Origin of the sequence: Leucothrix mucor DSM 2157 (genome assembly GCF_000419525.1) — a bacterium.
Classification (GTDB): Bacteria; Pseudomonadota; Gammaproteobacteria; order Thiotrichales; family Thiotrichaceae; genus Leucothrix; species Leucothrix mucor.
In genome coordinates this window covers 1,498,628-1,523,432 of record NZ_ATTE01000001.1, presented here as the reverse complement: position 1 = coordinate 1,523,432, position 24,805 = coordinate 1,498,628, and the positions used below count along the sequence as shown (strand labels likewise).

Sequence of the window (24,805 nt, the reverse complement as noted above, 5' to 3'; positions counted from 1 at the left end):
TTAAAAATCAAATAGATCCGCCGGATTATCTACAAACAGCTTCTGGCGGGTCGCCTCATCCGGCACCCACTCCATGACCAGATCCAGCAGCGCTACATCATTAGGGTAATCTGCAGTCGTCTGAGTCATATTATGCGGCCAGTTAGTCCCCCACACGATACGCTCCGGCGCATAAGCGGCAATCTCACGCGCTACCGCAGCAATATCTTCATAATCCGGCGCTCCAGCCTGTGAAGACTCATAGCAACCGGCAAACTTAAACCAGCAATTCCCACGATCAAGCATACGCTTCACCGCATCGATCTTTGGTGAATCTGGCGTAGCGCCCTGAAGAAATTTTCCATGATGATCAAAGATATAACGGCTGTGCATGGTCAACATACGTGGTAAATGGCTAAGCAGTTTGCCACCATCCATTTGTACCGCAACGCACCACCCCATTTCTGCAGCCAGCGCATCAACGGTTTCCAGTCCCGTCATACCAATCGCGCCACCGGGTAAATCCATAATTCGTGTGCCACGCACGCCGGCATCGTGCAATGCTTGCAGTTCTTCGCGAGTCGCATTTCCATCGATAGCAGCAATGCCTCGCGCAATGGGTCCAAAGGCTTCAAGGCTGGCCAGCAGATTGCTGTTATCCAGCTGATGCGCATTACCCTGCGTGACCACTAAGCGATCAATGCCTAACCACTCCATCACCTGACGATACTCAGCTGGCCCTGGCGTTCCGGATGGCACGGCAGGGCCACCCTCTACTGCTGGAAAGCCCGGCATATACGCATGCATTTGGGTATCAATTGTGCCAGCGGGCAGCGGGTATTTAGGCTTGGGGCCGGTCAGTGTGCGTTCGATCATGGTTCAGTCCTTTGTTGATGGTTTGTTGTTTGATTAGGTGGTTGAAAGTATATCCTGATACGCAAATTCAGCCAAACAACCGGACACCCGATAGCACCCATCTATAGATTCGGGAGTCACTGCCTCCCAAATACAAAGCCATGCTCTGTTCGTACAGACAGACCCGTTAACCTCTCGCCAAGCTAGTCGACTCCCGCACAATCAACTCGGCCTCCAATTCAATATACTCAATCTCAGCTGATTTGTTTTCAATCTGCTTCAGTAAATATTCCGCGGCCTGCTCGCCCATCCGACGCGATGGCGCATTCACGGTCGTCAGTTGCGGCGATAAAGCCAGCGCAAAGTCCAGATTATCAAAACCCGTCACCGATAACTGATCAGGCACCGAAATCCCCAACTCCCGAGCGCCCCACAAAGCCCCCAGCGCTAAAATATCATTCCCGCAAAACACCGCTGTAATATCAGAATGCTCCGTCAGCAGTTGATGCATCGCCTGCCTTCCCTGCTCTACCGAATAACGGCATTCAATCACTCGCGCATCCGGCAGTTCAATAGCCTGCTCTTTTAAAAACTCACGCATTCCCGCCAGTCGAAGTGCGGCGCGGTCATTGTGTTTCAGCATCCCGCTGATCACGCCATATTCCCGATGCTGGAGGTCAAACAAGTGACTGGCAATTTGTCGGCTGGCTTTAATATGATCAAAACCAATGCAGCTGTATTGCGCTTGCGGGTTATACACCCACAAATTCACATAAGGGATTTCTTGGCGTCGAATGGCTTCCAAGGTTTCTGGTAGATGTTGCTCACCCACTAATACCAAGCCATCCACGCCTCTGGAGAGCAAGGCTTGAGTTTCACGCCACTCCTCTTCCAGCGAGTAGCTGCTATTAGCCAACAGCAAGGTATAACCCGCCTGAGTCAGCTCATGTTGCAGGGACAAAATCGCCTTGGCAAAAATTGCATTATCCACTGTAGGAACGATGGCCCCAATGGTACGGGTGCGCCGTGAAGCCAGCGCTCTGGCCGCACCATGCGGTACATAGCCCAGCTCTTTAATCACCAACATCACTTGCTCGCGCACAGCAGGCTTTACCTTTTGCGGATCACTTAAGCAGCGGGAAATGGTCGCGGTAGAAACCCCGACTTTATCCGCAACATCCTGCAACGTTGGCTTTTTATCTTGCATAGTAACCTCAATTATCGTTCATCGATTATACCGGACTAGTGAGAATTTTTACCGAAAAGAATTGACAGCCCTCGAATGCTATCGCAAGATGTAAGCGCTTACATTTCGATACGAGGAGGATCTGAATGATGACTAAGATACTGGTTAAGTGGTCTTTACCGATTACTATCGCCCTGTTTTTACTCTATATGAGCAATGTTATTTGGGGCAAAGTGTCGGTCGTTTTAAACGGCTATACCGCACCCTCTAGCTACAATAATGTAGCTGAATTTCTACTATTACTCCTCGCCTGTGTGTTTTTTGTAATCACAACGCTGAAAGCGGAAAGTGCGCTTAAGCAAAAACCTACCTTGGAGTGAAATCATGAAAGATCCCAATATCCCTGCATCAATCGAGCGTCGCCGCTTCCTATCGGTCACCAGTACATTTGGCTTAACAGTGGCAACAGTCGCGGTCTCCTCCGGTTTATTAATGTCCGACGAAGCAGTGGCTGCTATCTCCAAGGAGGAAAAAGAAAGAGAGTCTGCTGCTAAGTACAAAATGAATGTGGCAACCGCGTATGTACTGGGTGCTTCCCGCAGCTACCCGATCATGCAGCTGGATTTTAAAGAGAACATTCAAAACCTGACGAATCGTGAAGTGTATGTGAAACTCTCACCGGGTGGACAGTTAGGCGCTGGTGGCGCACTGGTTCAGAAAGTACAACAAGGCACGATTCAAGCCGCTCAACACTCCATTGCTAATTTTGCCCCTTTTGCTCCAGTGGTCGATCTGGTGAATATTCCTTACTGGTGTGGCGACAACCAGCAGTTTACCAATCTGGTTAACTCTGAGGCTTGGAGAAGCGAGGTTAATCCGAAGGTTGAAGCCAAAGGCTTTTTACCACTGTGGTATGTGAATATTGACCCACGGGTCGTGGCGCTGCGCAAAGGCATGGATGGCCCGATCAAAACCCCCGATCAAATGAAAGGCATCAAATTCCGCGTTCCAGGTTCCAAAATTCTCCAACAGTTCTACAGCTTACTCGGCGCTAACCCTACCCCCGTCGCATGGGGTGAAACACCCTCAGCCATTAAGCAAGGCGTTGCCGATGCGCTCGACCCTTCGGTTGAAGCCTTAAACGTATTTGGTTTCCGCGATATTCTGGACTCCGTTACCTTTATTCGTTCCGTGCCCGATGCCCAAGTCTACTCCTGTAATCTGGAGTGGTTTAAAGGCCTGCCAGACACTGTTCAGGAAGGCATCTTGTTTGCCAGCAGCGTGACTGCTCAGCAGAACTTAGCCAAAGTCCCCGCCGCTCGTGGTTACGCCATGGCGGAACTCGCCGAGGTTGGCGTGAAGTTCTATTCACCCACGCCGGATGAATTACAGCTGTGGAAAGATGCAGCGGGTCATCAGCTACCGATCTGGGATGACACCAAAAAAGAGCTGGCCGGTTCCATGGAAACCTTTAACAAGCTTTTCGAGGCGGCTAATACTCAAGGCAAATATTACGTTCACGATGTCTAATTAAGGCAAGGGTGTAACATGCAACAATCTAAATTAAGTCTTTGGCAACTCTTAGATCAGGACGGCGAGCGCTGGCTACTATTAGTACTCTACAGTCTGATTGTATTCACCGTCGGGATCGAAGTGTTCAGGCGCTTTGTCTTGTCTTACTCCTCAATTTGGGGAGAAGAAGTTGCACGTTATGCCTTCGTTTATCTGGCATGGATTGGCGCGTCGGCGGCCGTCAAGGAGCGCGCACATATCCGAATTGATGTGCTGCAAAACTTCCTTCCCCGTCGTGGCCAGTTAACGCTTTATATTATCGGCGATCTGGTCACCCTGTTCGTTGCCGTACTGGCGGTGTACTTTTCCTTTGAGACCTTTCAAGTCTCACTGAAATTTGGCTCAGTGACTCACGGCTTGGGGATTAGTCAGGCTTGGTTCCTGGCCGCCGTACCGATTGGCTTTAGCATGGTGATTTTTCGCTTGCTGCAGTCGCTGCATCGCGACTTTGGCATGTGGAACACCAACGAACCTTTATACACCGGCAAGAAACTCTTCGACTAAGCGGATAATCCATTATGTATGACTACCTAAATACAGAAGTTACGCTGGAGTGGGGTTGGGAGCTGACCGGACCTTTATTGTTTGGCGTGCTGTTGCTGGTACTGGGCGTGCCGGTATGGGCTTCACTGGGGATGATCTCCATCCTGATTTTACACTTCAGTGGTGTGTTGCCATTAGCGCTGCTGGGCGAGGCCTTATTTGACGGCATCGATGCTTTTGCTTTGATTGCCATTCCCCTGTTTATTTTAACCGGTGACGTGTTGGTGCGGACCGGCTTATCCCGCAAATTACTCGATATCGCCGAAGCACTCACTGGCGGTGTTAAGACCGGATTTGGAACCGCGACGGTACTGGTCTGTGGTTTCTTTGCCTGTATCTCAGGCTCGGATGCAGCGGGTGCTGCAGGTGTTGGACGGATGACCATCGACCGGCTTGTTGAGCAAGGTTATCCCAAACCTTATGCCTGTGCGCTGGTAGCTGCTGGTGCCTGTACGGGTATCCTGATTCCACCTTCGATTGCTTATATTATTATCGGGCTTATCTTAGGTATTTCAGCATCAACTTTGTTTCTGGCGGCCATGGTGCCGGGATTAATGATTATGGCCTGCATTATGTTTGCCAATGTCGCACTGAATCGTATTTATGGCTATGAAAAATCACAGTACGGCTTCTCGCTAAAGCGCATCGTCACCACCGTAGTTGATGGTCGCTATGCCCTAATCGTACCGGTGGTAATTTTAGGCGGTATTTATAGCGGTGTGTTTACACCGACCGAAGCAGCGGCCGTTGCCGTCATCACCACCATTATCATTGGTCTATTCCAAGGCACGATTACACTGGCCGACTTTCCGCCCATGTTAGCCAGCTCCGCTAAAGTGAACGGCGTGATTCTCCCCATCATTGCCTTCTCCCTGCCACTGGCACAAACGCTGGCCGCATTAGAGGTCCCGCAAGGCTTTGTGTACCTGATTACTAGCCTGACCGATGACCCAACCTTAATTATCTTACTGATGATTGGCATTTTGATTTTGGCCGGATGCGTAATGGAAACGACCCCCAATATCGTGATTCTGGCGCCCATTATGCTGCCACTGGCAAAAGAAATCGGTATGCATGAAGTTCATTTTTGCATCATGATGATCACTGCGCTGGGGGTTGGCTTTATTACGCCGCCACTGGGGCTGAACTTGTTTGTGGTGTCCGGCATTACCGGCACCTCTATCTTGTCGATTGCAAAACATGCCATTCCTTTTGTACTGGCCATGTTAGCGATCGTGTTAATGCTAGCATTTATACCAGCGTTATCTCTGTGGGCGATTACCTGAGCTCGCCCCATTTATTCAACAAACATGACAATCCGGAGTTCTTAAAATGGCTATCCATTTCATAAAAAAAGCGTCAAAAAATGCAACGACTGGCGAAGATAATACCCGTCAAATCGTGAGCACCATGCTGGCTGAAATTGAAGCCGGTGGCGAAGCTCGCTGTGCAGAATATGCCGAACAGTTAGATGGTTACACTGGGAATATTGTTGTAACACCGGAAGAAATCGAAGCCGCCGGAAGCCGCTTATCACAACAAGTTAAAGATGATATCCGCTTTGCTTATGACCGTGTGTATGGCTTTGCGGTTAAGCAACGTGAGTCGCTGGTTGATTTTGAAACTGAACTCTCCCCAGGCCTTTGGGCAGGACAACGCCAGATCCCGATGCAAGCCGCAGGTTGCTATATTCCGGGTGGTCGTTACTCGCATGTAGCCTCTGCAATTATGTCAGTCGCCACCGCCAAAGCCGCAGGTGTTGATCATGTCATCGCTTGCTCTCCACCAAAGCCTGGGCATGGTGTGCATGATGGCATTCTTTATACCGCCAATCTTTGCGGTGCAGATACGATTTTAGCGCTGGGTGGCGTGCAAGGGATTGCCGCGATGGCTTTTGGCCTGTTCACCGGTAAACCGGCTGATATTTTAGTTGGCCCCGGTAACCGCTTTGTCGCAGAAGCTAAGCGTATGCTTTATGGTCGCGTGGGTATTGACGTATTTGCAGGCCCAACTGAGATTGGCATCGTGGCGGATCACACCGCGGATGCCAACCTAATCGCTTGCGACCTTGCCGGACAAGCCGAACACGGCCCCGACTCCCCTGCTTGGCTATTCACGACCGACCGTGCGTTGGCAGATAAAGTCATTGAGCTAATGCCTCAGTACATTGCCAAGCTGCCTGAAACCGCGCGCAATGCATCGAGCGTGGCATGGGCCGATTATGGCGAAGTGATTCTGTGTGATACCGATGAAGAAATGGCCACCATCAGCGACCAATATGCCTCTGAGCATTTGGAAGTGCATTGTGAAAATCTGGACTGGTGGGTCGCGCGTTTACGTAACTACGGCTCCTTGTTTGTGGGTGAGGAAACTACCGTTACCTTCGGCGATAAGTGTTCAGGCACCAACCACATTTTGCCAACCAAAGGCGCCGCGCGTTACACGGGTGGATTGTCTGCCGGTAAGTTTATTAAGACTGTGACCACCCAGCGTATGACCAAGGAAGCTAACCGTGAAGTAGCCGCTGCCGCTGCTCGTATTTCCCGACTAGAAGGCATGGAAGGCCATGCTCGCAGTGGTGATGATCGCTTGGCGAAATACTTCCCGAACGAAACATTCAATCTACAGGTTGAAGAGGTATGAGCCTGTTTGACCTAACTGGGAAAACGGCGCTGATCACCGGCGCGACCTCAGGCATTGGCAGCCAGCAGGCCAAAGCACTGAGCGCCGCCGGTGCCAAAGTGGTGTTGGTAGGGCGGCGGCAGGATCGTCTGGATGCCCTATGCCAGGAACTGCAAGCTCAAGGTCGTCAAGCCGAATCACTGGCGGCTGACTTGCTGGATAGCGAGCAATGGGAAACGCTAACTCTAACCGCATTAGCACGCTTCGGGCGAATTGATATTTTGTGTAATACCGCCGGAATGAATCCACGTCAACCTGCAGATTCGCTAACGCAGAAAGTCTGGGATGACACCCTCACCCTAAACTTAAAAGCACCGTTTTTTATCGCTCAGCAACTGGTTCCTGCCATGCGTAAAAATGGCTGGGGGAAGATCATTAATGTGGCATCGCTGCAATCTAATCGCGCCTTTGCGAATGGCTTGCCCTATGGCGCATCCAAAGGTGGGATTAGCCAGCTAACGCGCGCCATGGCCGAAGCGTGGTCATCGCAAGGCATTGGCTGCAATGCGATCGCGCCGGGCTTCTTCCCCACCGAGCTAACTCAGGCAGTGTTTGAGCAAGATGAGTTATCTGCGCAATTAGCCCGCCAAACCGCCATTGGCCGCAATGGACAGTTAAGTGATCTGGATGGCGTCTGTGTGTTTTTAGCCAGCCACGCCTCGGATTACATAACTGGGCAAATCATAAACATCGACGGTGGTTTTACCGCCAAGTAATTTTCTGGAGTGCACAATGAAAGCTTTGGTTTATACCGATACCTGCGAGGTGACTTATCGCAGCGAAGCACCACCGAATCCACGTGATGGTGACGTGGTGATGTCCGTTTCCGCCGTGGCGATTTGTGGCTCGGATATGCACGCCTACCATGGAAAAGATGAGCGACGCGTGCCGCCACTGATCCTCGGCCATGAAGTCAGCGGCATTGTGCAAGACGGAAAATATGCTGGCCAGTCGATGGTGATTAATCCACTAATGACCTGTGGCGTGTGCCATGACTGCTTAAGTGGCCGCAGTAATTTATGCCCCGAACGCGAGCTAATTGGCATGTATTTACCCGGCGCTATGGCTGAGCAAGTTGCTATCTCTGAGCGCAATTTATTGCCTATGCCCGTGGGCATGGACCCAGTCAGCGCTGCACTAACCGAACCGACAGCCACTGCACTACACGCCATTGCCTTAGTCGAGCGCATTTTATATCGCCCGATTTCTGAAGTGCGGGTATTGGTGCTCGGTGGTGGCGCGGTCGGGTTGCTCGCCGCACTGATATTAAAAGCCAAAGGCTGCACGCAAATAGATTTGGCTGAAACCAATGCGCTACGCCGCCATAGCATTCAATCGCAGCACTGCGCCGATGCCTTTGACCCCATTATCGAGCAGCCCCCGCACGCTGGTGACTATGAGGTGGTATTTGATTGCGTGGGTGCTGATAAAACCCGACAAATTGCCAGCGCTGCGGTACGCCCTGGCGGCATCATTTCCCATGTTGGCCTGCAAAATTCGGGCGATGGTTTTGATAGTCGCCGCATCACCTTGCAGGAGATCACGGTACTCGGCAATTACTGCTACACCGTAGCCGACCTGCAAGCCTCCATCAGCCTGCTACACCGCCAACAGTTAGGCGATTTAAGCTGGGTGGATGTACGCCCGCTCTCCACTGGCGCACAAGCCTTTACCGACTTACACCTTGGCAAAGTTGCCGCTGCAAAAATTGTTTTACAACCCGACTCCCTACTTAAAAACCACTGACAGGATATTCGAGCATGAACAACAGTCAACGTATCTGGAACGCGCTGCAAAGCAATGATGTCAACACCGTCACCTACTTGCCATGTAACAAACTCAATGCTCTGATGGCCCATAAGCCGGATGATGTCACGGTTTGGGATATCACCAAAGAGTCGGCCGGTTTAGGTTTGTGTTTTGGTCGCAGCTTAGCCAATAAGCGCTCTGCCATGATGATTCAAAATACCGGCTTGGGCAATCTGGTGACCGAGCTGTACACCATGCAAAAGCTTTATCAAACTGCCCTACCGATCTTTGTCTCCTGGCGTGGGCACTTTCAAGAGCCCATTGAAGCGCAGATCATTTTTGGTGGCAAAGTGGAAACCCTGCTTAAAGCCATTGATGTGGAATACGTGATTCTTGAAACCGGTGCGGATTTAGAAGGCATTGAGCAAGACCTTGCAGATTGCTATGCGCAAAATAAAGTGAAGGTGTATCTCTGCTCACCGCAGCTTTGGGAGCAAAATACCCCCGATTATCACGTGTTTGGTCAGCCAAAAATCAAAGCTATTAGCGTGGATGTTCCGGGCTATGAAGGCACACCCACCCGTAAGCGTTATGATGCGATTGGCACCATTGTGGAAGCGGTTAACGATAACGACATTGTGCTGTCACAAATCGGCTTCCCCTCCAAAGAGCTGTACAACAATAAAGACCGCGACACAAATTTTTATATGCTCGGTGCTTTAGGTGCGGCGACTGAGGTCGGTATCGGCTTAGCCAAATCGATTGAAGGTCGCCATGTGTATGTGATTGATGGTGATGGTTCGTTCTTCTTTAACCCAAATCAGCTGCTTGATCTGGCTTCGTTCAACCCTAAAAACCTGACCATTATTTGCTTAGATAATGGCAGCTGGGGCTCGACAGGTAACCAACCAACCCTTAGCTCTCAAGGTTACAATTTATCCGCCATTGTAAAATCGATCGGTATTGAGTCAACCGTGATGACCGATGATACCGCCGAGCTGGTCGATGCCATCCAGCAAAAAACACGCTTTATTCATTACATGATTGAGGCAGGCAACGATAAGGTCGGCGGCGAGATTCCACTGAAAGCCACCGAGATTAAGCAGCGCTTTATGCAGGCAATCGGAAACCAATAACCATGGTACAAGCACTAATCCGACAATCAGCTTGTGTGGCTGACTTAAAAGCGCGAGCCAAGCGGCGTATTCCGGGATTTGTGTTTGATTATGTCGAGGGTGGCTGCAATCAGGAGCACACCCTCCGGCATAACCGTGCGGCGCTGGATGCTGTGTATTTACGACCGGACTCGCTAAAACCCTACACGCCACCGGCGCTGACCACCACGGTATTTGATCAAACCTATCAAGCGCCCTTTGGGATTGCACCGCTGGGTTTAAGTGGCTTGGTGTGGCCGGATGCCTCGCTATTTCATGCGCGAGCTGCCCATGAGGCCAAGATTCCATTTGTACTCAGTACGCTCTCTACAGTGGCGATTGAAGGTGCAGCAGCCGCTGCCAAAGAACACTTTTGGTTTCAGCTATACCCGCCGTCTGATCTGGAAATTCGCAAAGATTTAATGCGCCGTGCTGAAGCAGTCGGTTGTAAACATTTAGTGGTGACCATTGATGTACCGGTTGCGGGGCGTCGCCCTAAAGATATGCGCAGTGGCTTGGCGATTCCGCCCAAAATCACCCCAAAATCCGTGTTTCAAAGCGCCCTGCGCCCAAGCTGGTCTATCGCCACCTTACGTGCTGGGCTACCGCAATTTGCTTCGCTGCAGCCGTATATTCAAAACCTCAGTAATATCGAAGACATCGCCAATTATGTGCGTACCACCTTAAAAGATGTGGTCGATGAGCCGATGCTAAAACAAATCCGCGAGCAATGGTCGGGTAAGTTGATTGTAAAAGGCATTATCACGGTAGAGGATGCACGGCGGGCGGTGGCGTGTGGCGCGGATGGTTTGATTGTATCTAACCATGGCGGCAGGCAGTTGGATGCGGCTCGCTCATCGGTGGAATGTTTGCGTGAGATAGTCGAGGCCGTGCCTGAGCATGTTGTGGTGATGGCGGATAGCGGCGTGGAAAGCGGCGTGGACATTGCCCGCTTTCTAGCGAATGGTGCGCAAATGGTGTTTTCTGGTCGCAGCTTTTTGTATGGTGTGGCGGCGCATGGCGAAACCGGCGCAGCACATACCATTGACCTGCTGAAAGAGGAATTACAGCAGGTACTTGGGCAATTGCACTGTGATACGCCGGCTGATTTGGTTCAGCATTTGGTGGCGCAAGCTTAGATTTTAGCTTTGCGCTCCAGCCATAAGTAATAGGCTGAGTGATCCAGATCGCCGCCATTATGCTGTTCAACCAAATCAGTAAAGGCATTTTTTGCCTGCACAGTCATGGGTAGATCTAAATTAGACTCAGCCGCCAGTGCCAGCACATTATGCAGATCTTTTAGCTGGATGGATGAGCGCCCGCCTGGTTCAAAGTCACGATCGACCATGCGCTTGCCATGCAGTTCTAAAATCTTGCTATCAGCAAAGCCACCGCGTAATGCCGTGCGCAATAAGGCTGGATCGCAACCCGCGCTTTCTGCCAGCTTAAATGACTCGGCCACTGCGCCGATGGTAATGGCCACAATCATTTGATTGGCTAGCTTAGCTACCTGACCAGAACCTGCAGGGCCTAGATAATGCGGAGTCCCCATCACGGTTAGCACCGGCTCAACTACATCCATCACAGCTTTATCGCCACCAACCAAAATAGTCAATGTCGCCTCTTCAGCGCCATGCACGCCACCGGATACTGGCGCATCCAGATAATGCTTAGCTTGCGAGACTGCCAATGCCGATAGGTGACGATCACAGTCTGGCTCAACCGAGCCCATATTAATGAAAATAGCATCCGACGGAGCAGCGGCCATAACGCCCTGCTCTCGCAACATGTGCTCAGTCACGGGGCCATTGGATAGCATGGTGATTACAATATCCGCACCATCGACCGCTTCAATTGGCGTTTCGTACACTGTGGCAAAACCGCTTAGCGCCTGAGCCTTATCAAGACTGCGGTTCCAGATATGCAGATCGTGTCCTGCTGCTGCCAGATTACGCACCATTGGTGCTCCCATCAGGCCGGTTCCGAGAAAAGCGATTTGCATTGGTATTGCTCCCTTACTGCGTGGCGATGTGTCGACTCACTAGCACTCATCAACAGATCAAAGCGGGGAGTATAGGCGCTAGGGACTAAGGCGGCAAAGCTAAACCTATTTATCCTCGGATAATTGGATATAGCGCAGCTTGTTTGAGGATAGGGTCAGAGCTGAGCCGTTGCCGATTTCTGCGCTTCTGGCCAATGACCCGTCTTTAAGGTCGCGGGGGAATAGTCCCCAAATTCAGCCCGAAATGGCAGCGCATCTTCCAAGTAAAGGCCGTGATCTAGTGTGAATTTCCATGCCCGGTCTGCACCTTCAAATGCCAGCGCCTCGGGAGAGTCCTCCCAGAGAATGTCGACCGTGCCGGTGAGCATAAGCACATTACCCGTAGTGAAGTCCGAGAAGATCAACCCAGCTTTAGGATTCAGCAAGAAATTGCCTAAGGTATTAAACAAATTATTGCCGCTGTAATCGGGAATCGTTAGCGTGTTGCCCTCCACTTTCACAAACCCCGGAAGTCCGCCACGGTGTGAGACATCCACGCCTTCCGTTACTGCATCGGCCTCTGTCGGCAAATAGCTGGAGACAAAAAAGGTATCAGCCGTTGCTATCATTTGACGCGACGCATCATCCAAAGTATCTAGCTTTTTGACGACGGTTGGCGCAGTGGCAGGTTGAGGTTCCCGTACAAATTCAATAGCTCGGGTTTGAATAAACCGAGGGCAATTTCCAAAGGCTTGCACTGCTGTTACGGTAAAACCATCGCTATCAACCGCTGCCACATTGGCATTTAAACGATTACGGCGGCGGGTTGGCATTTCAATCCCCAACAGGCCTAACGGCGCACCTGATTTTAGCGCTGCCGCCAGTGGATCTGATGAATCAGGCATGGCATTAATTTGCAACGTCTGCGGCTCTGGCGAGTGCGCAAAACCAGGCCGGCCACAGACTAATGATGCCCAAGGCCAGCCCTGCTCATCCACACTGCCAATCACTAAAAATGGCAGCTGCGAATAAAATGCCCGATGCTGCTCCGGAATCTCATTATGAATAGCACGACGACCAAAGCGCTCCGCCATATCTTGCCGTCCCACGCGTATTTGGATCGCTATTTCGCCAGCATGAAACAGTGCTACTTCAGGGGCTTCCGGAGTGTCATCTTGCATAATCATTACCTTATTTATTTTGCCAATAACCAATAACGGATAGCATCAATGGAACCGATGGGATCGATTTTATTGAATTACTTAGCGATCAAGCACGCAAACCAACCTTAGTTTCAATCATTGGCACAAAGCCATCCAGCGCTTCGATAGTGGCTAACCAACGACGCACATTCGGATAGGCTTCTAAGGAGATATTCCCCTCAGGCGCATGAGCGGTGTAAGTGTATAAAGCCACATCTGCAATCGTCGGACTTTCGCCAACTAAGTAATCTCGCCCTGCTAAATGCGCTTCCATTCTGCCAAGATAAGCCTCTGCCACCGACGCTGTAAATGCAGGATCAAAGGGGCCATTAAACACCGTGATCAAGCGCGCTGCACAGGCTCCATACATCAAATCACCCGCCGCGACAGTTAAGAACTTTTGCACCTCAGCTTCCAGCACCGGATCAGTCGGCAAGTATTGCGGCGCATACTTACGCGCCAGATAAACCAAAATCGCATTCGAGTCACAAATGGTCGCCTCGCCATCCTGAATTGCAGGCACTTGCCCAAGCGGATTGATCGCCAGATACGGCGCTTGCTTTTGCTCACCTGTCGCTAAATCCACCTTGATTACCTCATGCGCAATACCTGCCAGATTGGCAAATAACACCACGCGATGCGAGTGGCCGGAAAGCGGAAAACTGTAAATACGTAGAGTGTCTGACATGCTGAGTTCCCTAATTAATCGTTGAGTGTGCTCAGCATAGGTGCTTGACAATTCAGAGACAATATATCGATTTATGGAAACATTATCGCTAAAATGTAGATAATCACTTTTAAACAAATCAGGCACACAATGGATACTATTGATGGCATGCGAACCTTTGTCGCGGTGGCGCGGCAGAAGTCATTTACCAGCGGCGCAAAGTCGCTAGGCATTAGCACCAAGCTTGCCAGCAAATATGTCTTACAGCTGGAGGAGCGATTAGGCGCGCAGCTGTTTAACCGCACGACCCGCAGCGTTGGGCTGACTGAAACTGGTCGCGCCTATTTAAACCGCTGCGTGCCGTTATTGGATCAACTAGACGAGTTAGAGGGTTTGGTACAAGAGCGTCAGGCGGATTTGGCCGGAACCATCCGTATTACCGCACCAACCGGCTTTGGCAGTAGCAAACTGGTCGAAGCCATTCACCCGTTTCAACTGGCGCACCCACATGTAAAAATCGACCTGCATCTATCCGACCAACATATCGCGCTGATAGAGGAAGGCTTTGATCTGGCGATTCGCTTTGGTGAGTTGGAAGACTCCAGTTTAGTGGCGCGTAAGCTAATGAATATGCGCGTGGTGGTTGTCGCATCACCAAGCTATTTAGCTAACTATGGCGAGCCAAAACAGCCGCAAGATCTGACCGAGCATAACTGCCTGCTACAGCAGGGCAAACGCATGAACATAAAATAATCAATTTCAGGGCCAGGTATCCTATAAAATGAAGATTTTTCTTCATGAGTCAGCGCTCACTCTTAGAATACATCGAACAACTCCCCGACCCTCGTCAGTCTAACAAATGCAGCCACCGCTTTAGTGAAGCCATTTTTATGGCGGTCTGCGGTATTTTGTGTGGTGCTGATGACTGGAATAGCATCGAATTATACGCAAAAACCCGTGAAGATTGGTTTCGTCGCTATCTGAAACTCCCTGGCGGTGTTCCGTCTCATGATACCTTTAACCGCTTGTTTTCATTGCTGGATCCGGCGCATTTTCATGATATTTTTATCGAATGGGTACAGGACACATTAGTACAAACGGAGTTAGCGGGTGTCATTGCGGTTGATGGGAAAACGCAACGTGGCTCCCGCGGTCACTCTGCCCCCACCAGTCATACCGTCAATGCCTGGTCCACTGAGCTGGGTATTTGTTTAGGTCAGGAGACGGTAAATGACAAGTCAAACGAAATCACGGCAGTCCCTACCTTGCTGGAAAAGCTGGCGATTAAAGGGTGCTTAGTGACGGCGGATGCAATGAGCTGTCAAAAGAAGATTGCGAGTCAAATTGTGAAGCAGCAAGCGGATTACCTATTAGCGGTTAAAAAGAACCAACGGAGTCTGTATAACGCCATCGATACTCACTTTATGGGTTATTGGGCACAGCATCCGGAGGACTCACCGACTGATCCAGCGTTCAGTGTGATGACGGATGCGAAACACCACCGTCAGGAGTATCGCCGTTGTTCGGTGCAAGACGCTTCCGGGTGGCCGGCACTCAAGAGCTGGGGGCTAAAACGGTTGCCGCAATTCAGTATGATCGGGAGGTAGGCGAAAAGAAAACCAGTGATATTCGTTACTTTGTGAGTAGCCGGGTGATGTCCGCCGAGGCGGTACTGATCGCCAGTCGCCAGCACTGGCAGGTGGAGAATAATCTGCATTGGGTGTTGGATGTTGCTTTCAATGAGGATCAATCCCGCGCTCGGCAGGGATTTGCCGCTAAGAACCTGGCCACTGCCCGACAAATTGCGTTGAATTTACTTAAACAAGATACGACGATTAAGCTAGGCATCAAAAATAAACGGAAAGGCTGTGGCTGGAGTGAGAAGTACTTATGCCATATTCTGGGACTGATTGTTTGATTTATGTTCATGCGTTTGCCCTGCCTGCTACAGCGATTTTCCTCCGAGACCGGCAGTTGGAAGTTTAATGTGGGTGGTGAAAAAGTAACTATTCCAGTGACAGGGTCTTTTTACTCCAATGCGCCACGAGCTATCGCTCAGGCCGCGATCGGAGGCTTAGGAATTGGCATGTGCCCTTTGTATGCGGTGGAGGAGGCTTTAGCACGTGGGGAGCTGAAGTGTTTGTTTGAAGCTGAGGAAGCTTCCGCCATTGACCTGCATGCGGTGTATCCACCAGGTCGTCACCTAACGGCTCGAATTCGAGCCTTGATCGACCATTTGGTTAAGGTGTTTTAATTTAAATGATTTCAATTGAAATAAAAAACTGATTTAACTACGATGAAAGATAAATTTTAGTTAATTTAGGCTTATCCATGCATCCTTCTCTTAAGCAAATCCGTTATTTCGTGACCATCGCAGAGTCTGGAAAAGTTGCCGGAGCCGCCAAATTACTGCATATCTCCCAACCGGCATTGTCAGCTGCCTTAAGTCAATTGGAAGAAATCTGGGATACCCAGCTGTTTATCCGTCACAAGGCACAAGGTGTTACCTTAACGGCAGACGGCAAATCATTACTGCGCCAATGTAAGCAGCTGTTACAGCAAGCCGACGCCTTAGATGACTATGCGCGAGGGCTTAACAAACAAGTGGCTGGCAAGATTCGTATTGGTTGTTTTTCAACGCTTGGCCCATTGGTTATACCGCGCTTGTTACAGCTGGCCCGCAAAGAGTATCCCGCGCTATCAATCCATGTCACCGAAGACAATCTGGCCAAGCTGGATGCTCAGTTATTAAGTGGCCATTTGGAGCTAGCCTTAAGTTATGGTTTGGATCAGGACAAGCGAATTCATCATGAGCCGCTGGCAGATTGCCCGCCTTATGTTTTATTACCCGCCGCTCACCCATTGACCAAGCTTGACTCCATATCCTTAAAGCAATTATCTCAAGAGCCCATGATATTGCTGGATTTGCCTCACAGTGGCGATTACTTCCTGTCGTTGTTTAATGGCATTGGCTGCCAACCAGAGATCGCTTATCGTAGTCGCAGTTTTGAAATGGTGCGCTGTATGGTGGCTTCAGGACTTGGCTTTAGCCTACTGAATCAGCGCCCTCAAACCAATATTTCCTATAATGGCGGGGAGCTCAAAATGGTTCCTTTGGAAGCTGGGCTGTGCAAATCGTTACAGATTGTGATTAGCCGTGCGGCGGATATACAAACCAGTGTGCGCGCTGAAGCGGTCATGGAGTTACTACACCAAATTGTAGCGAAGCAGAGCCTCTGATCAGGTTGGTTACTGCAATGCGAATTCCAGTACGATAGCCCTATTACTTCACGACATTTAGAAAGGATGTTTTAACGAGGTATGAATTACACTCAGGCAATAAAAAGCCCGCTATTGACAGCAGGCTTTTTTGAAGCAATCACTATTTAGAATGTGAAACCAACATTCAAGCGATAAACCATTGGATCAATGTCGTAATCGACAGTCAGATCATCAATACCATCACCAGATAAAGTTGCAGTGGTATCAATTTTTGCATACATAGCAGAGGCATTTAACATCCATTTGTTATTCAACTGATAGTCAAAGCCAACCTGTGCAGCCAAGCCTATTGAGTCATCAAGATCTAAATCGCTATAACCTAAACCTTCTGCATCCGAACCTGTTTCTTCATCAAAGAAAACGGTGTAGTTAACGCCGACGCCAACATAAGGCTTGAACTTGCTCTTACTTCCCATGAAGTAATATTGAGCGCTTAAGGTTGGTGGCAGGTGCTTAATTGAACCGATATCTGCACCATTGAGCAGGTCCTTACCAGTAATGTCATGACTAAAAGGTGTGGCTGCCAGTAGCTCAAGACCCAGCCTATCAGACACCATGTAAGTACCAGACACACCTAGCTGCACTTCATCATCCGCACCAACCGACGCACCGATAAAACCATCGATATCATCACTGGTAGACTCCGGGCTCACAGAAGCCGCACCGAATTTTACTAGAATGTCACCCTTATCATAAGCAGATGCCGCCATTGGTAACACAAACAGCGCAGAGCTGACCGCTAGTACAATCCCTTTAACCGTGTTCATTTTGTCACTCCTTATTAAGATGTTGGGAATTCTAAACCCGCACAAATAAGGAAAAATTGATCTAGATCAGGTTGAGGCCATTAAATATTTTGCATAAATAATTCTGCAATATTATCAGTACCCTAGCGACGCGTTAAGTGAATACCTGCCAGCATACAACGCACTGAGCCACCTGCTTGCTCAATGGTAGGCACTGATAAGGCCACGATTTTCGCATATTGCTCGATCTGCTTTCGCTGCGCTGGCGAGATCGCTTCATAAGCCGTCGCCGACATCGCCAGCACTTTGCCATCGGGCGTGGCAAGCTCTAGTGCGTTGGCGGCAAAGCTGCGCACCTGATCATTGGATAATTCAATAATCTCACGGCCCGTCGCTTCAAAGCGCTGCAAGACTTCAGCACGGCGCTGTGGCTCAGAAATTAACTCCGATCCAATCAACACATAGCGCTCTGCAATACTCATCAACACATTAGTATGGTAAATCGGCACGCCATTTTCATCCGCCGAATCAAAGGCCATTGGTTCAAAATTAAAGTGAGTACAGAAGCGTTCCAGTGCAATGGCATTGGCGCGGTTGGAGCGTGCGGTGTACGCAACCCGATCAATATGGTCCAATACCATGGAACCAGTACCTTCCAGAAATAAACCGTCTGGCTCCAGCCCAGAGTAATCAATTGTATCCTGCACCCGATACTCAGTTTTCAACATATCCAGTACATCGCTACGGCGCTCAAGTCGGCGATTACGCGAATACATGGGATACACCGCCACATGGCCACCGGCATGTGTGGAGAACCAGTTATTTGGAAATACCGAGTCCGGCGTGCGCTGCGATTCATCCTCGAACAAGTGAACAGTTACACCATTAGCTCGCAAGGTGTCCGCCGCCTCAGTCACTTCCTGATAGGCCTTTGCCGAGGTTTCCTGGCGACTGCCGACCACTTCAACTTGCTGAAACACATTGTCATCAGCCGTTTCAGGGTTGGGATGAAAATGGTGTGGTCTGATCATTACCACCGACGCTGGTGACTGGGTAGATAACAAAGGATATTGCTGGGTATTGCTCATGCTTGGCCGCCTTGATTGCGCTGATTAACGAAGTGACCCATTATTTCAGCGCGCGTAGCTAAAGATTAGTGCATAAACTCTGGTAAATTGCTTATGATTATTACTTTCTGATAAGTTCAGTTAGCGATATGTATAGCCTTGATAATATTGATCGACAATTAATTGGTTTGTTACGCAGCAATGCACGTGAGCCGGTGGCACGCTTGGCCACGACCATTGGCGTTTCTCGCGCCACGGTACAAAACCGCATCGACAAGCTGGAAAAGAAAGGCGTGATTACCGGCTACACCACCCTCATCTCAACCGCTGCAGACCAAGGGCTGTCACTGGTGCGGGCGCATACCAGTATTGAGCTGGAAGGTCAGTCGCTGAAAAAAGTACGTGCTAAATTGCTGCAAGAGCCCTGCGTAACCGCGATTCACTCCACCAATGGCCACTGGGATATGGTGATCGAGTTACAAGCCGGTTCATTAGCCGAGTTTGATGAGGTGCTGGGGCGCATTCGGGATATCAGCGGGATTGTGTCATCCGAGACCAGTATTTTGCTATCCACGGTCCGCACGGCGGCCAAGTAAGCCGCAAACTTTACTCCATTAGTCGCACGTTTTCGATAGCGCCTCACTTCTTGATTACAATCCTGATTAACAACAATAAAAACAGGAACTTTCATGAAGAACGCCCACAAAGAAACAAAACGCAGTTGGTTCCTGGCTATATTCGGCGCGTGCTTTGCGCTACCGGCCTTATTTATGTTGGTGATGATGCTCGGCAGCCCGTTTTACGATGCCGTGCGTATGCAATCATGGGTGCCGGTCGACGCCAAACTGCTTTCCTCAAAACTCATTCATACCACGGGTGATAGCACGACCTATAAAGCGACTGCAGATTACATCTATGAGGTGAATGGCCGCGTCTATGAAGGTGATCGGGTATCGGTGCATCCCGGCAGCGATAATGTGGGTAGCTACCATCAAGATATGGCGAGCAGGCTTCGACACTCGGATAAAATCATCACTGTACTTTACAACCCCGATAATCCTCAGGAAGCCATTATTGATCGCAACCTACGCTGGGGAATGTTGGGCTTTGCCTCTATCTTTGTAGTCACCTTCGGTTTAGTCGGTGGCGGGATTATGTATCTCGGCCTTAGAGGGAGTACTCGTATTATCTCGCCAGAAACGGCCGATAAACCTTGGCTATCCAATCCTAAATGGGCCGATAATAAAATCACCTCCAACGCCAAACTTGAAATGATTGGCATTACTATTTTCAGCTTAATCTGGAACCTGATCACGTGGCCGGTGCTGCTAGCGAATGGCTCGGAGATTATTGATGACTTTCCTGCAATTATCCTGCCACTACTCGCCCTCTTTCCGGCGGCTGGTTTATTCCTCATCTACCTGATGATTAAAGCAATCAGACAGCACAGGCAGTTTGGAAGAACACCATTAAGCCTGACCCCATTTCCCGGCTCTATCGGTGGGCAGATTGGAGGCAAAATAGCACTGCCTAATAATACCTCCGCGCTGGCCAGTTACACCGTGAAGGTCTCGTGTCTTAGAAAATCGTATTCTGGCTCGGGTAAAAACCGACGGATAAACGAGCATCTGATTTGGGAAGGCAATACGCTGGCTAAGCACTTCGCGCACGGCATTAGCAATGGCCTTGAGTTTTGCCTCGATGTACCAGAAGGCCTGCCGGAGTCCGATATTGATAAGCATGATAGCTGGCACGAGTGGCGCGCTGAGGTGGAGTCACCAGACATCAAACTCAAACGGACGTTTGAAATACCGGTGTATCGAACCAGTCAGCAATCAACCGTCAAATACAAAGCGCCAAAACAGTGGGTAGACAATCGAAACCAAGTCAACCTAAACAACTCCCTGCCACTTCAGGAACAAGGGAATGAAATACGCGTTCATTACCCGATGTTTTACAAACCGGCGCTCAAGCTTATTGTGGCTATTTCGGGTGGATTTATGCTCGGAATCGTTAGTACCTTCCGTGATGAAATGCCCGCCTTTGTGTTCTGGATGATGTGTATTGCTGGTAGCCTTATGCTTATCTTTAGTCTAAAAGGGCTACTCTCCTCACTTACTGTCGTGTTGAAAAACAGAATGCTAAACGTCTCGACGGGACTACTGGGCATCTTCAGCAAAAACCAGCAAATTCCCTTTACCGACATTGCGACCATCCAAAAGAAAGAAACCATGCGCTCACAATCTGGTAATCAACATACGGTGTATTTCTCGGTATTTGCCAGCTTGCATACCGGAGAAAAACTGAACTTGGCTAAACACATTGAAGGTGAGGATGTGGCAGAAATGATTGAGGATTATTTTCGTGAGAAGTTGGGTATGACTCGTGTCGGAGCAAAATAAGGTCGTAGATGAGTATTTCGGGCAAGCTTTCCAGTACTACGCTTTTGCCCTAAACTAGCGAGCCCGGATGATACGCACCGGGCTTCGATACTGCTTAACAGGTAAACCATGCTTCCAATACTCTACTCTTTTCGCCGCTGCCCTTATGCCATTCGCGCCCGCTTAGCGCTGCACTATGCAGCACAAGCAGTAGAGATTCATGAAGTGGCTTTAAGTAATAAGCCTGCGGAAATGCTAGCCATTAGTCCTAAAGCAACGGTGCCAGTATTGCAGCTAGCAGATGGAACCGTATTGGAAGAAAGCCTTGATATTATGCTCTGGGCACTGCGCCAAAATGACCCGCAGCAACTCCTGCCGCCGGAGAATGAATTAGCCGATACGCTGGCATTAATCGCTGAAAATGATGGCGACTTTAAGCATTGGTTGGATCGTTATAAATACGCAACGCATCATCCTGAGCAAAGCCTTGAATATTATCGGCAGCAGGGAGAGGTGTTTTTACACAAATTGGAAGATAGGCTTGCAGAGCAAACCTATTTATCTGGCCCGACAATCACGCTAAGCGATATTGCCACTATGCCATTTGTGCGTCAGTTTGCGCATGTTGATAAAGCTTGGTTTGATGGGGCTGATTATCCGAAGCTACAGCACTGGCTGCAAGCTTGGCTAACATCTGAAGTATTTTTGAAGGTAATGGCTAAGGCTAAGCCGTAAATGCGTGCTTCTGTTTTTACACAAAAGCACGCATCAGACGCTATTACTTATTTAGAAGCGAAGCACATAAACAAGCCTGTACCGCCAGTTTTAGCTAGCGCATCCATTGAGCAACCTTGTGAGCCGTGCGCTGAATTCCACGAAGTGTTGCCACCACCATGTCTGTCATGATGACCCAGCGTCGCACTGCCTTCATCTGAACTTGTCCAGTTGCTGCAAGTACGATCTTCAGTCACGCTTGGAAAGTAGGCTGTTCCGTCTTCCATCGTACCCGTTAACAAGTCATGACGGTTTGGTGCATCGCCACGACCATTAACCAGCTCACCGTTCTCATCCAGTGCTGTAGTCTTTACGATATTAGGCATGATGTGCAGCTGATCTAAATTGCTAGCAATCAATTCACCTTTAGCATTGTGCCATGGGCCTTCACCAATACGATCACGGGCAGAAACGCCGCGCTTGCCTTCTTCTTGCGTACTTAAATATGCGTGCCAGATTTTTCCTTTAACGCCAGCGGCTTCAGCCAGAGTTGTGCAGTGTTTGTCTGCGCCTTCAAGGCCGCCTAAATCGCCACCTTTACCAGAGCCAACGCTGGTCACAAAAAAACTCATGGATGTGTCTTCTTCTGCTGCATGGGCATACTGGGCTGCAGAGACTGCCGTCAGACTTAACGCGAGTAGGATAGATAATTTCATGGAACACCTCGATTGTGTGGGTTTGCGAAAACGTGCTTATGTTTGTGAGGTCTATAATAGACACAAATTATCGATATTTTACGGCTACATTTCGCTTATTTCGCCAGTGCCATTGGTGGCCATTTTCATATACACTCATTGACTCTATTTATATTATTTTTCAATAGCATAAAACTAAAAATCCATTCAAGAAGCATGAATGAATACATGAGTGACACTAATTTTGAAGCTTAATTCTTTACGGTTTGAAGCGTTTTGGATCGTAGCAATAGCCCTGTTGGTTGGCTTGACTCTAGCCGCCAATCAAAACACGCAATATGCACTGTTTGGTGTTCTGGGTACTTACCTCTATTGGGTCTTCAGAGTGCTGATTGAAGCGGCCTTCTTTGTGACTGCACTGTTTGCCGTTGAGAAGTTTTTGAGCCACCTACTCCCCATATGGGCCAGTTATGCCGTGGCTATTCTGCTGAGCTTAATCCCCTTCACGCTGGCCATTACCGCCTTAGATATCATCGTGGGATTACCAGAGATGGGCTTAAATGATGATACGACACAGCCAGCCTCCAGAAGTAGCGCATTTGCGCTTGAGCTTTTCTATCAGCTTGATAATCACATTGTGCTTGGATGCTTGCTGCTGATACCACGTGTACTTTTGCAAATTGGCCAGCCGCCAGAGCCAGACCGTGAACCCGAACTTACACCTTCGAATGATGGAAGTGTAAGATTACGATTTCTCGACTCGCTAGAGCCTCCGCTGGATGGCAGTGTCTGCTGTATTGAAGCTCAGGAGCATTACATACTGGTGACCACAAGCACCGAGTCTCGCTTGGTACTGCACCGCTTCTCCGATGCTGTAAAACAGATGCCATCAGCACTCGGCATGCAGGTTCATCGCTCGCATTGGATTGCACATGAGGCTGTGAAAGGCGTCATTGTTGAAGGGCAAAGCATGAAACTAAAGCTAGCCAGCGATAAAGAAGTCCCCGTTAGCCGAACCTTCCGTAAGGTTGTTGAAAGCAAATTTGGGCAGTTATGTCCCTAATAGTTGGAGATAAATCAAATGAGTAACTGGAAAACCGCTTACCGTTCTTTCTATTATGAAAATGCCCCAGAGCCGGAAGACATCAGTTTGCCTGCTGAGCAAACCGCGTTATTAGTGATTGATATCCAGAATACCTATCTGGAAGAGCCGGATGATGAGACTGAGCGCCAGCGCTGGCAGCCGTTCTTTCAACGAATGAATCAGCAAGTGATCCCCAAAACGGCTGAGTTGATTGAGGCATCCCGTAAGGCTGGGATTGAAGTTATTTTTGCGCGAATCGCCTGCTTAAAAGACGATGGCAGGGATCGCTCCTTAAGCCAGAAAAAGCCGGGATTTAATTACCTGCTACTCCCCAAAGACCGAGCCGATAGCCAGATCGTGCCTGCTTTAGAACCACAAGGCGATGAAATCACTGTTTTGAAAACCACAGACAGCGCACTCACAGGAACAAATCTGCGCCTGATTCTTCAGAATATGGGAATCAAATCTGTGGTGGTAGCCGGTATTTTCACCGATCAATGTGTGAGCTCCACCGTGCGCTCACTCGCCGATGAGAGCTTTGAAGTCGTCGTCGTTGAAGACTGCTGTGCGGCTGCAACCGATGAATTGCATGAGCAAGAGCTGAGGATTATCAATATGATTTATTGCCATGTTCTCCAGTCGGAAGATGTGTTTGAGATCATGCAAAGTAGCCGCTCCGATTGAGCCATCAGATACAGTAGCAGACCCGCTAAAATTAAAAATAAAGATGGGTCTGCTATGACTATTTACTGCGAATCAATCACGTTTAGCCCTGCCAGTAAAACAACAAGCCGTGCACTGTCAAAGGCTTACCATCACTAAAATATGGAGCATTTAAGCCAGGTATTTCAAAGCAATGTTATTTGTCACTAATGCTTTATAGGTAATTGTTTTATTGGTATTTAGTGCATCGCCAGACCCGCCGTCTTTCATCAGAAATGGTTCCTATTATCAAAGCACTCAAAGGCTTTTCAGCACCTGACGCATCATCCTCGTCATATCCCATCAACTCATAACAATTATAGTAAATAAAACCCTATAACTTACTGATATTAGATTGATATCTATGGTGGTGAATTAGATTTTTGGACCCTCCATTCTCCTAAATTGACCCGGCTTCAACTTCATTCCCCTGTATTTTGATCAAATAACAGGAACTTAGATCGAAGATCTCTTATTATTTAAAATCAATACGATACAAAGCATTATTAACATTTAACTTTAATTAAAAAATCAACGGTCCGACGTATCAGAGATGTAATAAGC

Annotated in this window: 27 protein-coding genes; 19 read left to right on the top strand and 8 right to left on the bottom strand. The window is 49.2% G+C overall.

The window, feature by feature from the left end:
• Nucleotides 1-855, bottom strand: a complete 855-nt coding sequence (locus LEUMU_RS0106780) for an amidohydrolase family protein (RefSeq protein ID WP_022951523.1) — start codon at nucleotides 853-855, stop codon at nucleotides 1-3.
• Nucleotides 856-1,021: 166 nt separating this feature from the next.
• Nucleotides 1,022-2,041 (bottom strand): LacI family DNA-binding transcriptional regulator, encoded by a 1,020-nt coding sequence (locus LEUMU_RS0106775; protein ID WP_022951522.1) that lies wholly within the window; start codon nucleotides 2,039-2,041, stop codon nucleotides 1,022-1,024.
• A gap of 125 nt (nucleotides 2,042-2,166) precedes the next feature.
• Between LEUMU_RS0106775 and LEUMU_RS0106770 the strand changes: the two genes are divergently transcribed.
• Genes LEUMU_RS0106770 through LEUMU_RS0106730 form a run of 9 tightly spaced genes read left to right on the top strand, consistent with a single transcriptional unit; the run spans nucleotide 2,167 to nucleotide 10,859 of the window.
• Nucleotides 2,167-2,400, top strand: coding sequence for a hypothetical protein (locus tag LEUMU_RS0106770; protein ID WP_022951521.1), 234 nt, complete (start codon nucleotides 2,167-2,169; stop codon nucleotides 2,398-2,400).
• A gap of 4 nt (nucleotides 2,401-2,404) precedes the next feature.
• Nucleotides 2,405-3,550, top strand: coding sequence for a TRAP transporter substrate-binding protein (locus LEUMU_RS0106765; RefSeq protein WP_022951520.1), 1,146 nt, complete (start codon nucleotides 2,405-2,407; stop codon nucleotides 3,548-3,550).
• Between the two features lie 18 nt (nucleotides 3,551-3,568).
• A complete protein-coding gene (locus LEUMU_RS0106760) occupies nucleotides 3,569-4,096 on the top strand; it encodes a TRAP transporter small permease (protein WP_022951519.1) in 528 nt (175 codons plus the stop codon).
• A 14-nt stretch (nucleotides 4,097-4,110) separates the two neighbouring features.
• Nucleotides 4,111-5,421 carry a TRAP transporter large permease gene (locus tag LEUMU_RS0106755; protein WP_022951518.1) on the top strand — a complete coding sequence of 437 codons (1,311 nt, stop codon included), beginning with the start codon at nucleotides 4,111-4,113 and terminating at the stop codon, nucleotides 5,419-5,421.
• 46 nt (nucleotides 5,422-5,467) lie between these two features.
• Nucleotides 5,468-6,778 (top strand): histidinol dehydrogenase, encoded by a 1,311-nt coding sequence (gene hisD / locus LEUMU_RS0106750; protein WP_022951517.1) that lies wholly within the window; start codon nucleotides 5,468-5,470, stop codon nucleotides 6,776-6,778.
• The gene (locus LEUMU_RS0106745; protein WP_022951516.1) at nucleotides 6,775-7,533 is read left to right on the top strand and encodes an SDR family NAD(P)-dependent oxidoreductase; all 759 of its coding nucleotides are present in this window, start codon (nucleotides 6,775-6,777) and stop codon (nucleotides 7,531-7,533) included. The genes hisD and LEUMU_RS0106745 overlap by 4 nt, the downstream gene beginning before the upstream one ends.
• A gap of 16 nt (nucleotides 7,534-7,549) precedes the next feature.
• Complete coding sequence (locus tag LEUMU_RS0106740) at nucleotides 7,550-8,563, top strand: alcohol dehydrogenase catalytic domain-containing protein (protein ID WP_022951515.1); 1,014 nt, start codon at nucleotides 7,550-7,552, stop codon at nucleotides 8,561-8,563.
• A 14-nt stretch (nucleotides 8,564-8,577) separates the two neighbouring features.
• Complete coding sequence (locus LEUMU_RS0106735; RefSeq protein WP_022951514.1) at nucleotides 8,578-9,702, top strand: thiamine pyrophosphate-dependent enzyme; 1,125 nt, start codon at nucleotides 8,578-8,580, stop codon at nucleotides 9,700-9,702.
• 2 nt (nucleotides 9,703-9,704) lie between these two features.
• The gene (locus LEUMU_RS0106730) at nucleotides 9,705-10,859 is read left to right on the top strand and encodes an alpha-hydroxy acid oxidase (RefSeq protein WP_022951513.1); all 1,155 of its coding nucleotides are present in this window, start codon (nucleotides 9,705-9,707) and stop codon (nucleotides 10,857-10,859) included.
• On the opposite strand, the gene LEUMU_RS0106725 is transcribed toward LEUMU_RS0106730, so the two are convergent.
• From LEUMU_RS0106725 to LEUMU_RS0106715, 3 genes are all read right to left on the bottom strand, one after another.
• Nucleotides 10,856-11,722, bottom strand: coding sequence for an NAD(P)-dependent oxidoreductase (locus tag LEUMU_RS0106725; RefSeq protein WP_022951512.1), 867 nt, complete (start codon nucleotides 11,720-11,722; stop codon nucleotides 10,856-10,858). The genes LEUMU_RS0106730 and LEUMU_RS0106725 overlap by 4 nt on opposite strands.
• A gap of 155 nt (nucleotides 11,723-11,877) precedes the next feature.
• Complete coding sequence (locus LEUMU_RS25010) at nucleotides 11,878-12,882, bottom strand: pyridoxamine 5'-phosphate oxidase family protein (protein WP_022951511.1); 1,005 nt, start codon at nucleotides 12,880-12,882, stop codon at nucleotides 11,878-11,880.
• Between the two features lie 88 nt (nucleotides 12,883-12,970).
• Nucleotides 12,971-13,591 carry a glutathione S-transferase family protein gene (locus LEUMU_RS0106715; RefSeq protein WP_022951510.1) on the bottom strand — a complete coding sequence of 207 codons (621 nt, stop codon included), beginning with the start codon at nucleotides 13,589-13,591 and terminating at the stop codon, nucleotides 12,971-12,973.
• Nucleotides 13,592-13,720: 129 nt separating this feature from the next.
• Between LEUMU_RS0106715 and LEUMU_RS25005 the strand changes: the two genes are divergently transcribed.
• The 5 genes from LEUMU_RS25005 to LEUMU_RS24995 all read left to right on the top strand — a co-directional run bounded on the left by LEUMU_RS25005 (nucleotide 13,721) and on the right by LEUMU_RS24995 (nucleotide 16,810).
• Nucleotides 13,721-14,323 (top strand): LysR family transcriptional regulator, encoded by a 603-nt coding sequence (locus LEUMU_RS25005; protein WP_022951509.1) that lies wholly within the window; start codon nucleotides 13,721-13,723, stop codon nucleotides 14,321-14,323.
• 44 nt (nucleotides 14,324-14,367) lie between these two features.
• Nucleotides 14,368-15,177 (top strand): ISAs1 family transposase, encoded by an 810-nt coding sequence (locus LEUMU_RS25000; protein WP_051155982.1) that lies wholly within the window; start codon nucleotides 14,368-14,370, stop codon nucleotides 15,175-15,177.
• Nucleotides 15,114-15,488: an ISAs1 family transposase gene (locus tag LEUMU_RS27825; protein WP_051155980.1), complete on the top strand. Its 375-nt coding sequence runs from the start codon at nucleotides 15,114-15,116 to the stop codon at nucleotides 15,486-15,488. The genes LEUMU_RS25000 and LEUMU_RS27825 overlap by 64 nt, the downstream gene beginning before the upstream one ends.
• 3 nt (nucleotides 15,489-15,491) lie before the next feature.
• Nucleotides 15,492-15,824: a LysR substrate-binding domain-containing protein gene (locus LEUMU_RS0106700; RefSeq protein ID WP_022951508.1), complete on the top strand. Its 333-nt coding sequence runs from the start codon at nucleotides 15,492-15,494 to the stop codon at nucleotides 15,822-15,824.
• 77 nt (nucleotides 15,825-15,901) lie between these two features.
• Nucleotides 15,902-16,810, top strand: coding sequence for a LysR family transcriptional regulator (locus LEUMU_RS24995; protein WP_022951507.1), 909 nt, complete (start codon nucleotides 15,902-15,904; stop codon nucleotides 16,808-16,810).
• 146 nt (nucleotides 16,811-16,956) lie between these two features.
• Here LEUMU_RS24995 and LEUMU_RS0106690 read toward each other — a convergent pair whose 3' ends face one another.
• Both LEUMU_RS0106690 and ctlX read right to left on the bottom strand, forming a co-directional pair.
• Nucleotides 16,957-17,619, bottom strand: coding sequence for an OmpW/AlkL family protein (locus LEUMU_RS0106690; RefSeq protein WP_022951506.1), 663 nt, complete (start codon nucleotides 17,617-17,619; stop codon nucleotides 16,957-16,959).
• A 122-nt stretch (nucleotides 17,620-17,741) separates the two neighbouring features.
• The gene (ctlX, locus tag LEUMU_RS0106685) at nucleotides 17,742-18,686 is read right to left on the bottom strand and encodes a citrulline utilization hydrolase CtlX (protein ID WP_022951505.1); all 945 of its coding nucleotides are present in this window, start codon (nucleotides 18,684-18,686) and stop codon (nucleotides 17,742-17,744) included.
• A 128-nt stretch (nucleotides 18,687-18,814) separates the two neighbouring features.
• Between ctlX and LEUMU_RS0106680 the strand changes: the two genes are divergently transcribed.
• From LEUMU_RS0106680 to LEUMU_RS0106670, 3 genes are all read left to right on the top strand, one after another.
• Nucleotides 18,815-19,261 (top strand): Lrp/AsnC family transcriptional regulator, encoded by a 447-nt coding sequence (locus tag LEUMU_RS0106680; protein WP_022951504.1) that lies wholly within the window; start codon nucleotides 18,815-18,817, stop codon nucleotides 19,259-19,261.
• 93 nt (nucleotides 19,262-19,354) lie between these two features.
• Nucleotides 19,355-21,067, top strand: coding sequence for a DUF3592 domain-containing protein (locus tag LEUMU_RS27820; RefSeq protein WP_022951503.1), 1,713 nt, complete (start codon nucleotides 19,355-19,357; stop codon nucleotides 21,065-21,067).
• A 108-nt stretch (nucleotides 21,068-21,175) separates the two neighbouring features.
• Entirely contained in the window at nucleotides 21,176-21,781 is a 606-nt protein-coding gene (locus LEUMU_RS0106670) for a glutathione S-transferase (protein ID WP_022951502.1), read from the top strand.
• Between the two features lie 47 nt (nucleotides 21,782-21,828).
• Here LEUMU_RS0106670 and LEUMU_RS0106665 read toward each other — a convergent pair whose 3' ends face one another.
• On the bottom strand, nucleotides 21,829-22,476 hold the full coding sequence (locus tag LEUMU_RS0106665) for a hypothetical protein (protein ID WP_022951501.1): 648 nt from the start codon (nucleotides 22,474-22,476) through the stop codon (nucleotides 21,829-21,831).
• 223 nt (nucleotides 22,477-22,699) lie between these two features.
• On the opposite strand from LEUMU_RS0106665, the gene LEUMU_RS0106660 reads away from it, so the two are divergent.
• Together LEUMU_RS0106660 and LEUMU_RS0106655 are read left to right on the top strand one after the other, a co-directional pair.
• Entirely contained in the window at nucleotides 22,700-23,518 is an 819-nt protein-coding gene (locus LEUMU_RS0106660; RefSeq protein WP_157474277.1) for a LytTR family DNA-binding domain-containing protein, read from the top strand.
• Nucleotides 23,519-23,536: 18 nt separating this feature from the next.
• Nucleotides 23,537-24,223 carry a cysteine hydrolase family protein gene (locus tag LEUMU_RS0106655; protein WP_022951499.1) on the top strand — a complete coding sequence of 229 codons (687 nt, stop codon included), beginning with the start codon at nucleotides 23,537-23,539 and terminating at the stop codon, nucleotides 24,221-24,223.
• Nucleotides 24,224-24,805: the final 582 nt, after the last annotated feature.

Coding starts and splice junctions, on each gene's coding strand:
- LEUMU_RS0106755 (WP_022951518.1), top strand. CDS start 4,111: ATGTATGACTACCTAAATACAGAAGTTACGCTGGAGTGGGGTTGGGAG.
- LEUMU_RS0106735 (WP_022951514.1), top strand. CDS start 8,578: ATGAACAACAGTCAACGTATCTGGAACGCGCTGCAAAGCAATGATGTC.
- hisD (WP_022951517.1), top strand. CDS start 5,468: ATGGCTATCCATTTCATAAAAAAAGCGTCAAAAAATGCAACGACTGGC.
- LEUMU_RS0106670 (WP_022951502.1), top strand. CDS start 21,176: ATGCTTCCAATACTCTACTCTTTTCGCCGCTGCCCTTATGCCATTCGC.
- LEUMU_RS27820 (WP_022951503.1), top strand. CDS start 19,355: ATGAAGAACGCCCACAAAGAAACAAAACGCAGTTGGTTCCTGGCTATA.
- LEUMU_RS24995 (WP_022951507.1), top strand. CDS start 15,902: ATGCATCCTTCTCTTAAGCAAATCCGTTATTTCGTGACCATCGCAGAG.
- LEUMU_RS0106700 (WP_022951508.1), top strand. CDS start 15,492: ATGTTCATGCGTTTGCCCTGCCTGCTACAGCGATTTTCCTCCGAGACC.
- LEUMU_RS0106665 (WP_022951501.1), bottom strand. CDS start 22,476: ATGAAATTATCTATCCTACTCGCGTTAAGTCTGACGGCAGTCTCTGCA.
- LEUMU_RS0106655 (WP_022951499.1), top strand. CDS start 23,537: ATGAGTAACTGGAAAACCGCTTACCGTTCTTTCTATTATGAAAATGCC.
- LEUMU_RS0106770 (WP_022951521.1), top strand. CDS start 2,167: ATGATGACTAAGATACTGGTTAAGTGGTCTTTACCGATTACTATCGCC.
- LEUMU_RS0106765 (WP_022951520.1), top strand. CDS start 2,405: ATGAAAGATCCCAATATCCCTGCATCAATCGAGCGTCGCCGCTTCCTA.
- LEUMU_RS0106725 (WP_022951512.1), bottom strand. CDS start 11,722: ATGCAAATCGCTTTTCTCGGAACCGGCCTGATGGGAGCACCAATGGTG.
- ctlX (WP_022951505.1), bottom strand. CDS start 18,686: ATGAGCAATACCCAGCAATATCCTTTGTTATCTACCCAGTCACCAGCG.
- LEUMU_RS0106775 (WP_022951522.1), bottom strand. CDS start 2,041: ATGCAAGATAAAAAGCCAACGTTGCAGGATGTTGCGGATAAAGTCGGG.
- LEUMU_RS25010 (WP_022951511.1), bottom strand. CDS start 12,882: ATGCAAGATGACACTCCGGAAGCCCCTGAAGTAGCACTGTTTCATGCT.
- LEUMU_RS25005 (WP_022951509.1), top strand. CDS start 13,721: ATGGATACTATTGATGGCATGCGAACCTTTGTCGCGGTGGCGCGGCAG.
- LEUMU_RS0106760 (WP_022951519.1), top strand. CDS start 3,569: ATGCAACAATCTAAATTAAGTCTTTGGCAACTCTTAGATCAGGACGGC.
- LEUMU_RS0106745 (WP_022951516.1), top strand. CDS start 6,775: ATGAGCCTGTTTGACCTAACTGGGAAAACGGCGCTGATCACCGGCGCG.
- LEUMU_RS0106730 (WP_022951513.1), top strand. CDS start 9,705: ATGGTACAAGCACTAATCCGACAATCAGCTTGTGTGGCTGACTTAAAA.
- LEUMU_RS0106740 (WP_022951515.1), top strand. CDS start 7,550: ATGAAAGCTTTGGTTTATACCGATACCTGCGAGGTGACTTATCGCAGC.
- LEUMU_RS25000 (WP_051155982.1), top strand. CDS start 14,368: ATGAGTCAGCGCTCACTCTTAGAATACATCGAACAACTCCCCGACCCT.
- LEUMU_RS0106680 (WP_022951504.1), top strand. CDS start 18,815: ATGTATAGCCTTGATAATATTGATCGACAATTAATTGGTTTGTTACGC.
- LEUMU_RS0106780 (WP_022951523.1), bottom strand. CDS start 855: ATGATCGAACGCACACTGACCGGCCCCAAGCCTAAATACCCGCTGCCC.
- LEUMU_RS0106690 (WP_022951506.1), bottom strand. CDS start 17,619: ATGAACACGGTTAAAGGGATTGTACTAGCGGTCAGCTCTGCGCTGTTT.
- LEUMU_RS0106715 (WP_022951510.1), bottom strand. CDS start 13,591: ATGTCAGACACTCTACGTATTTACAGTTTTCCGCTTTCCGGCCACTCG.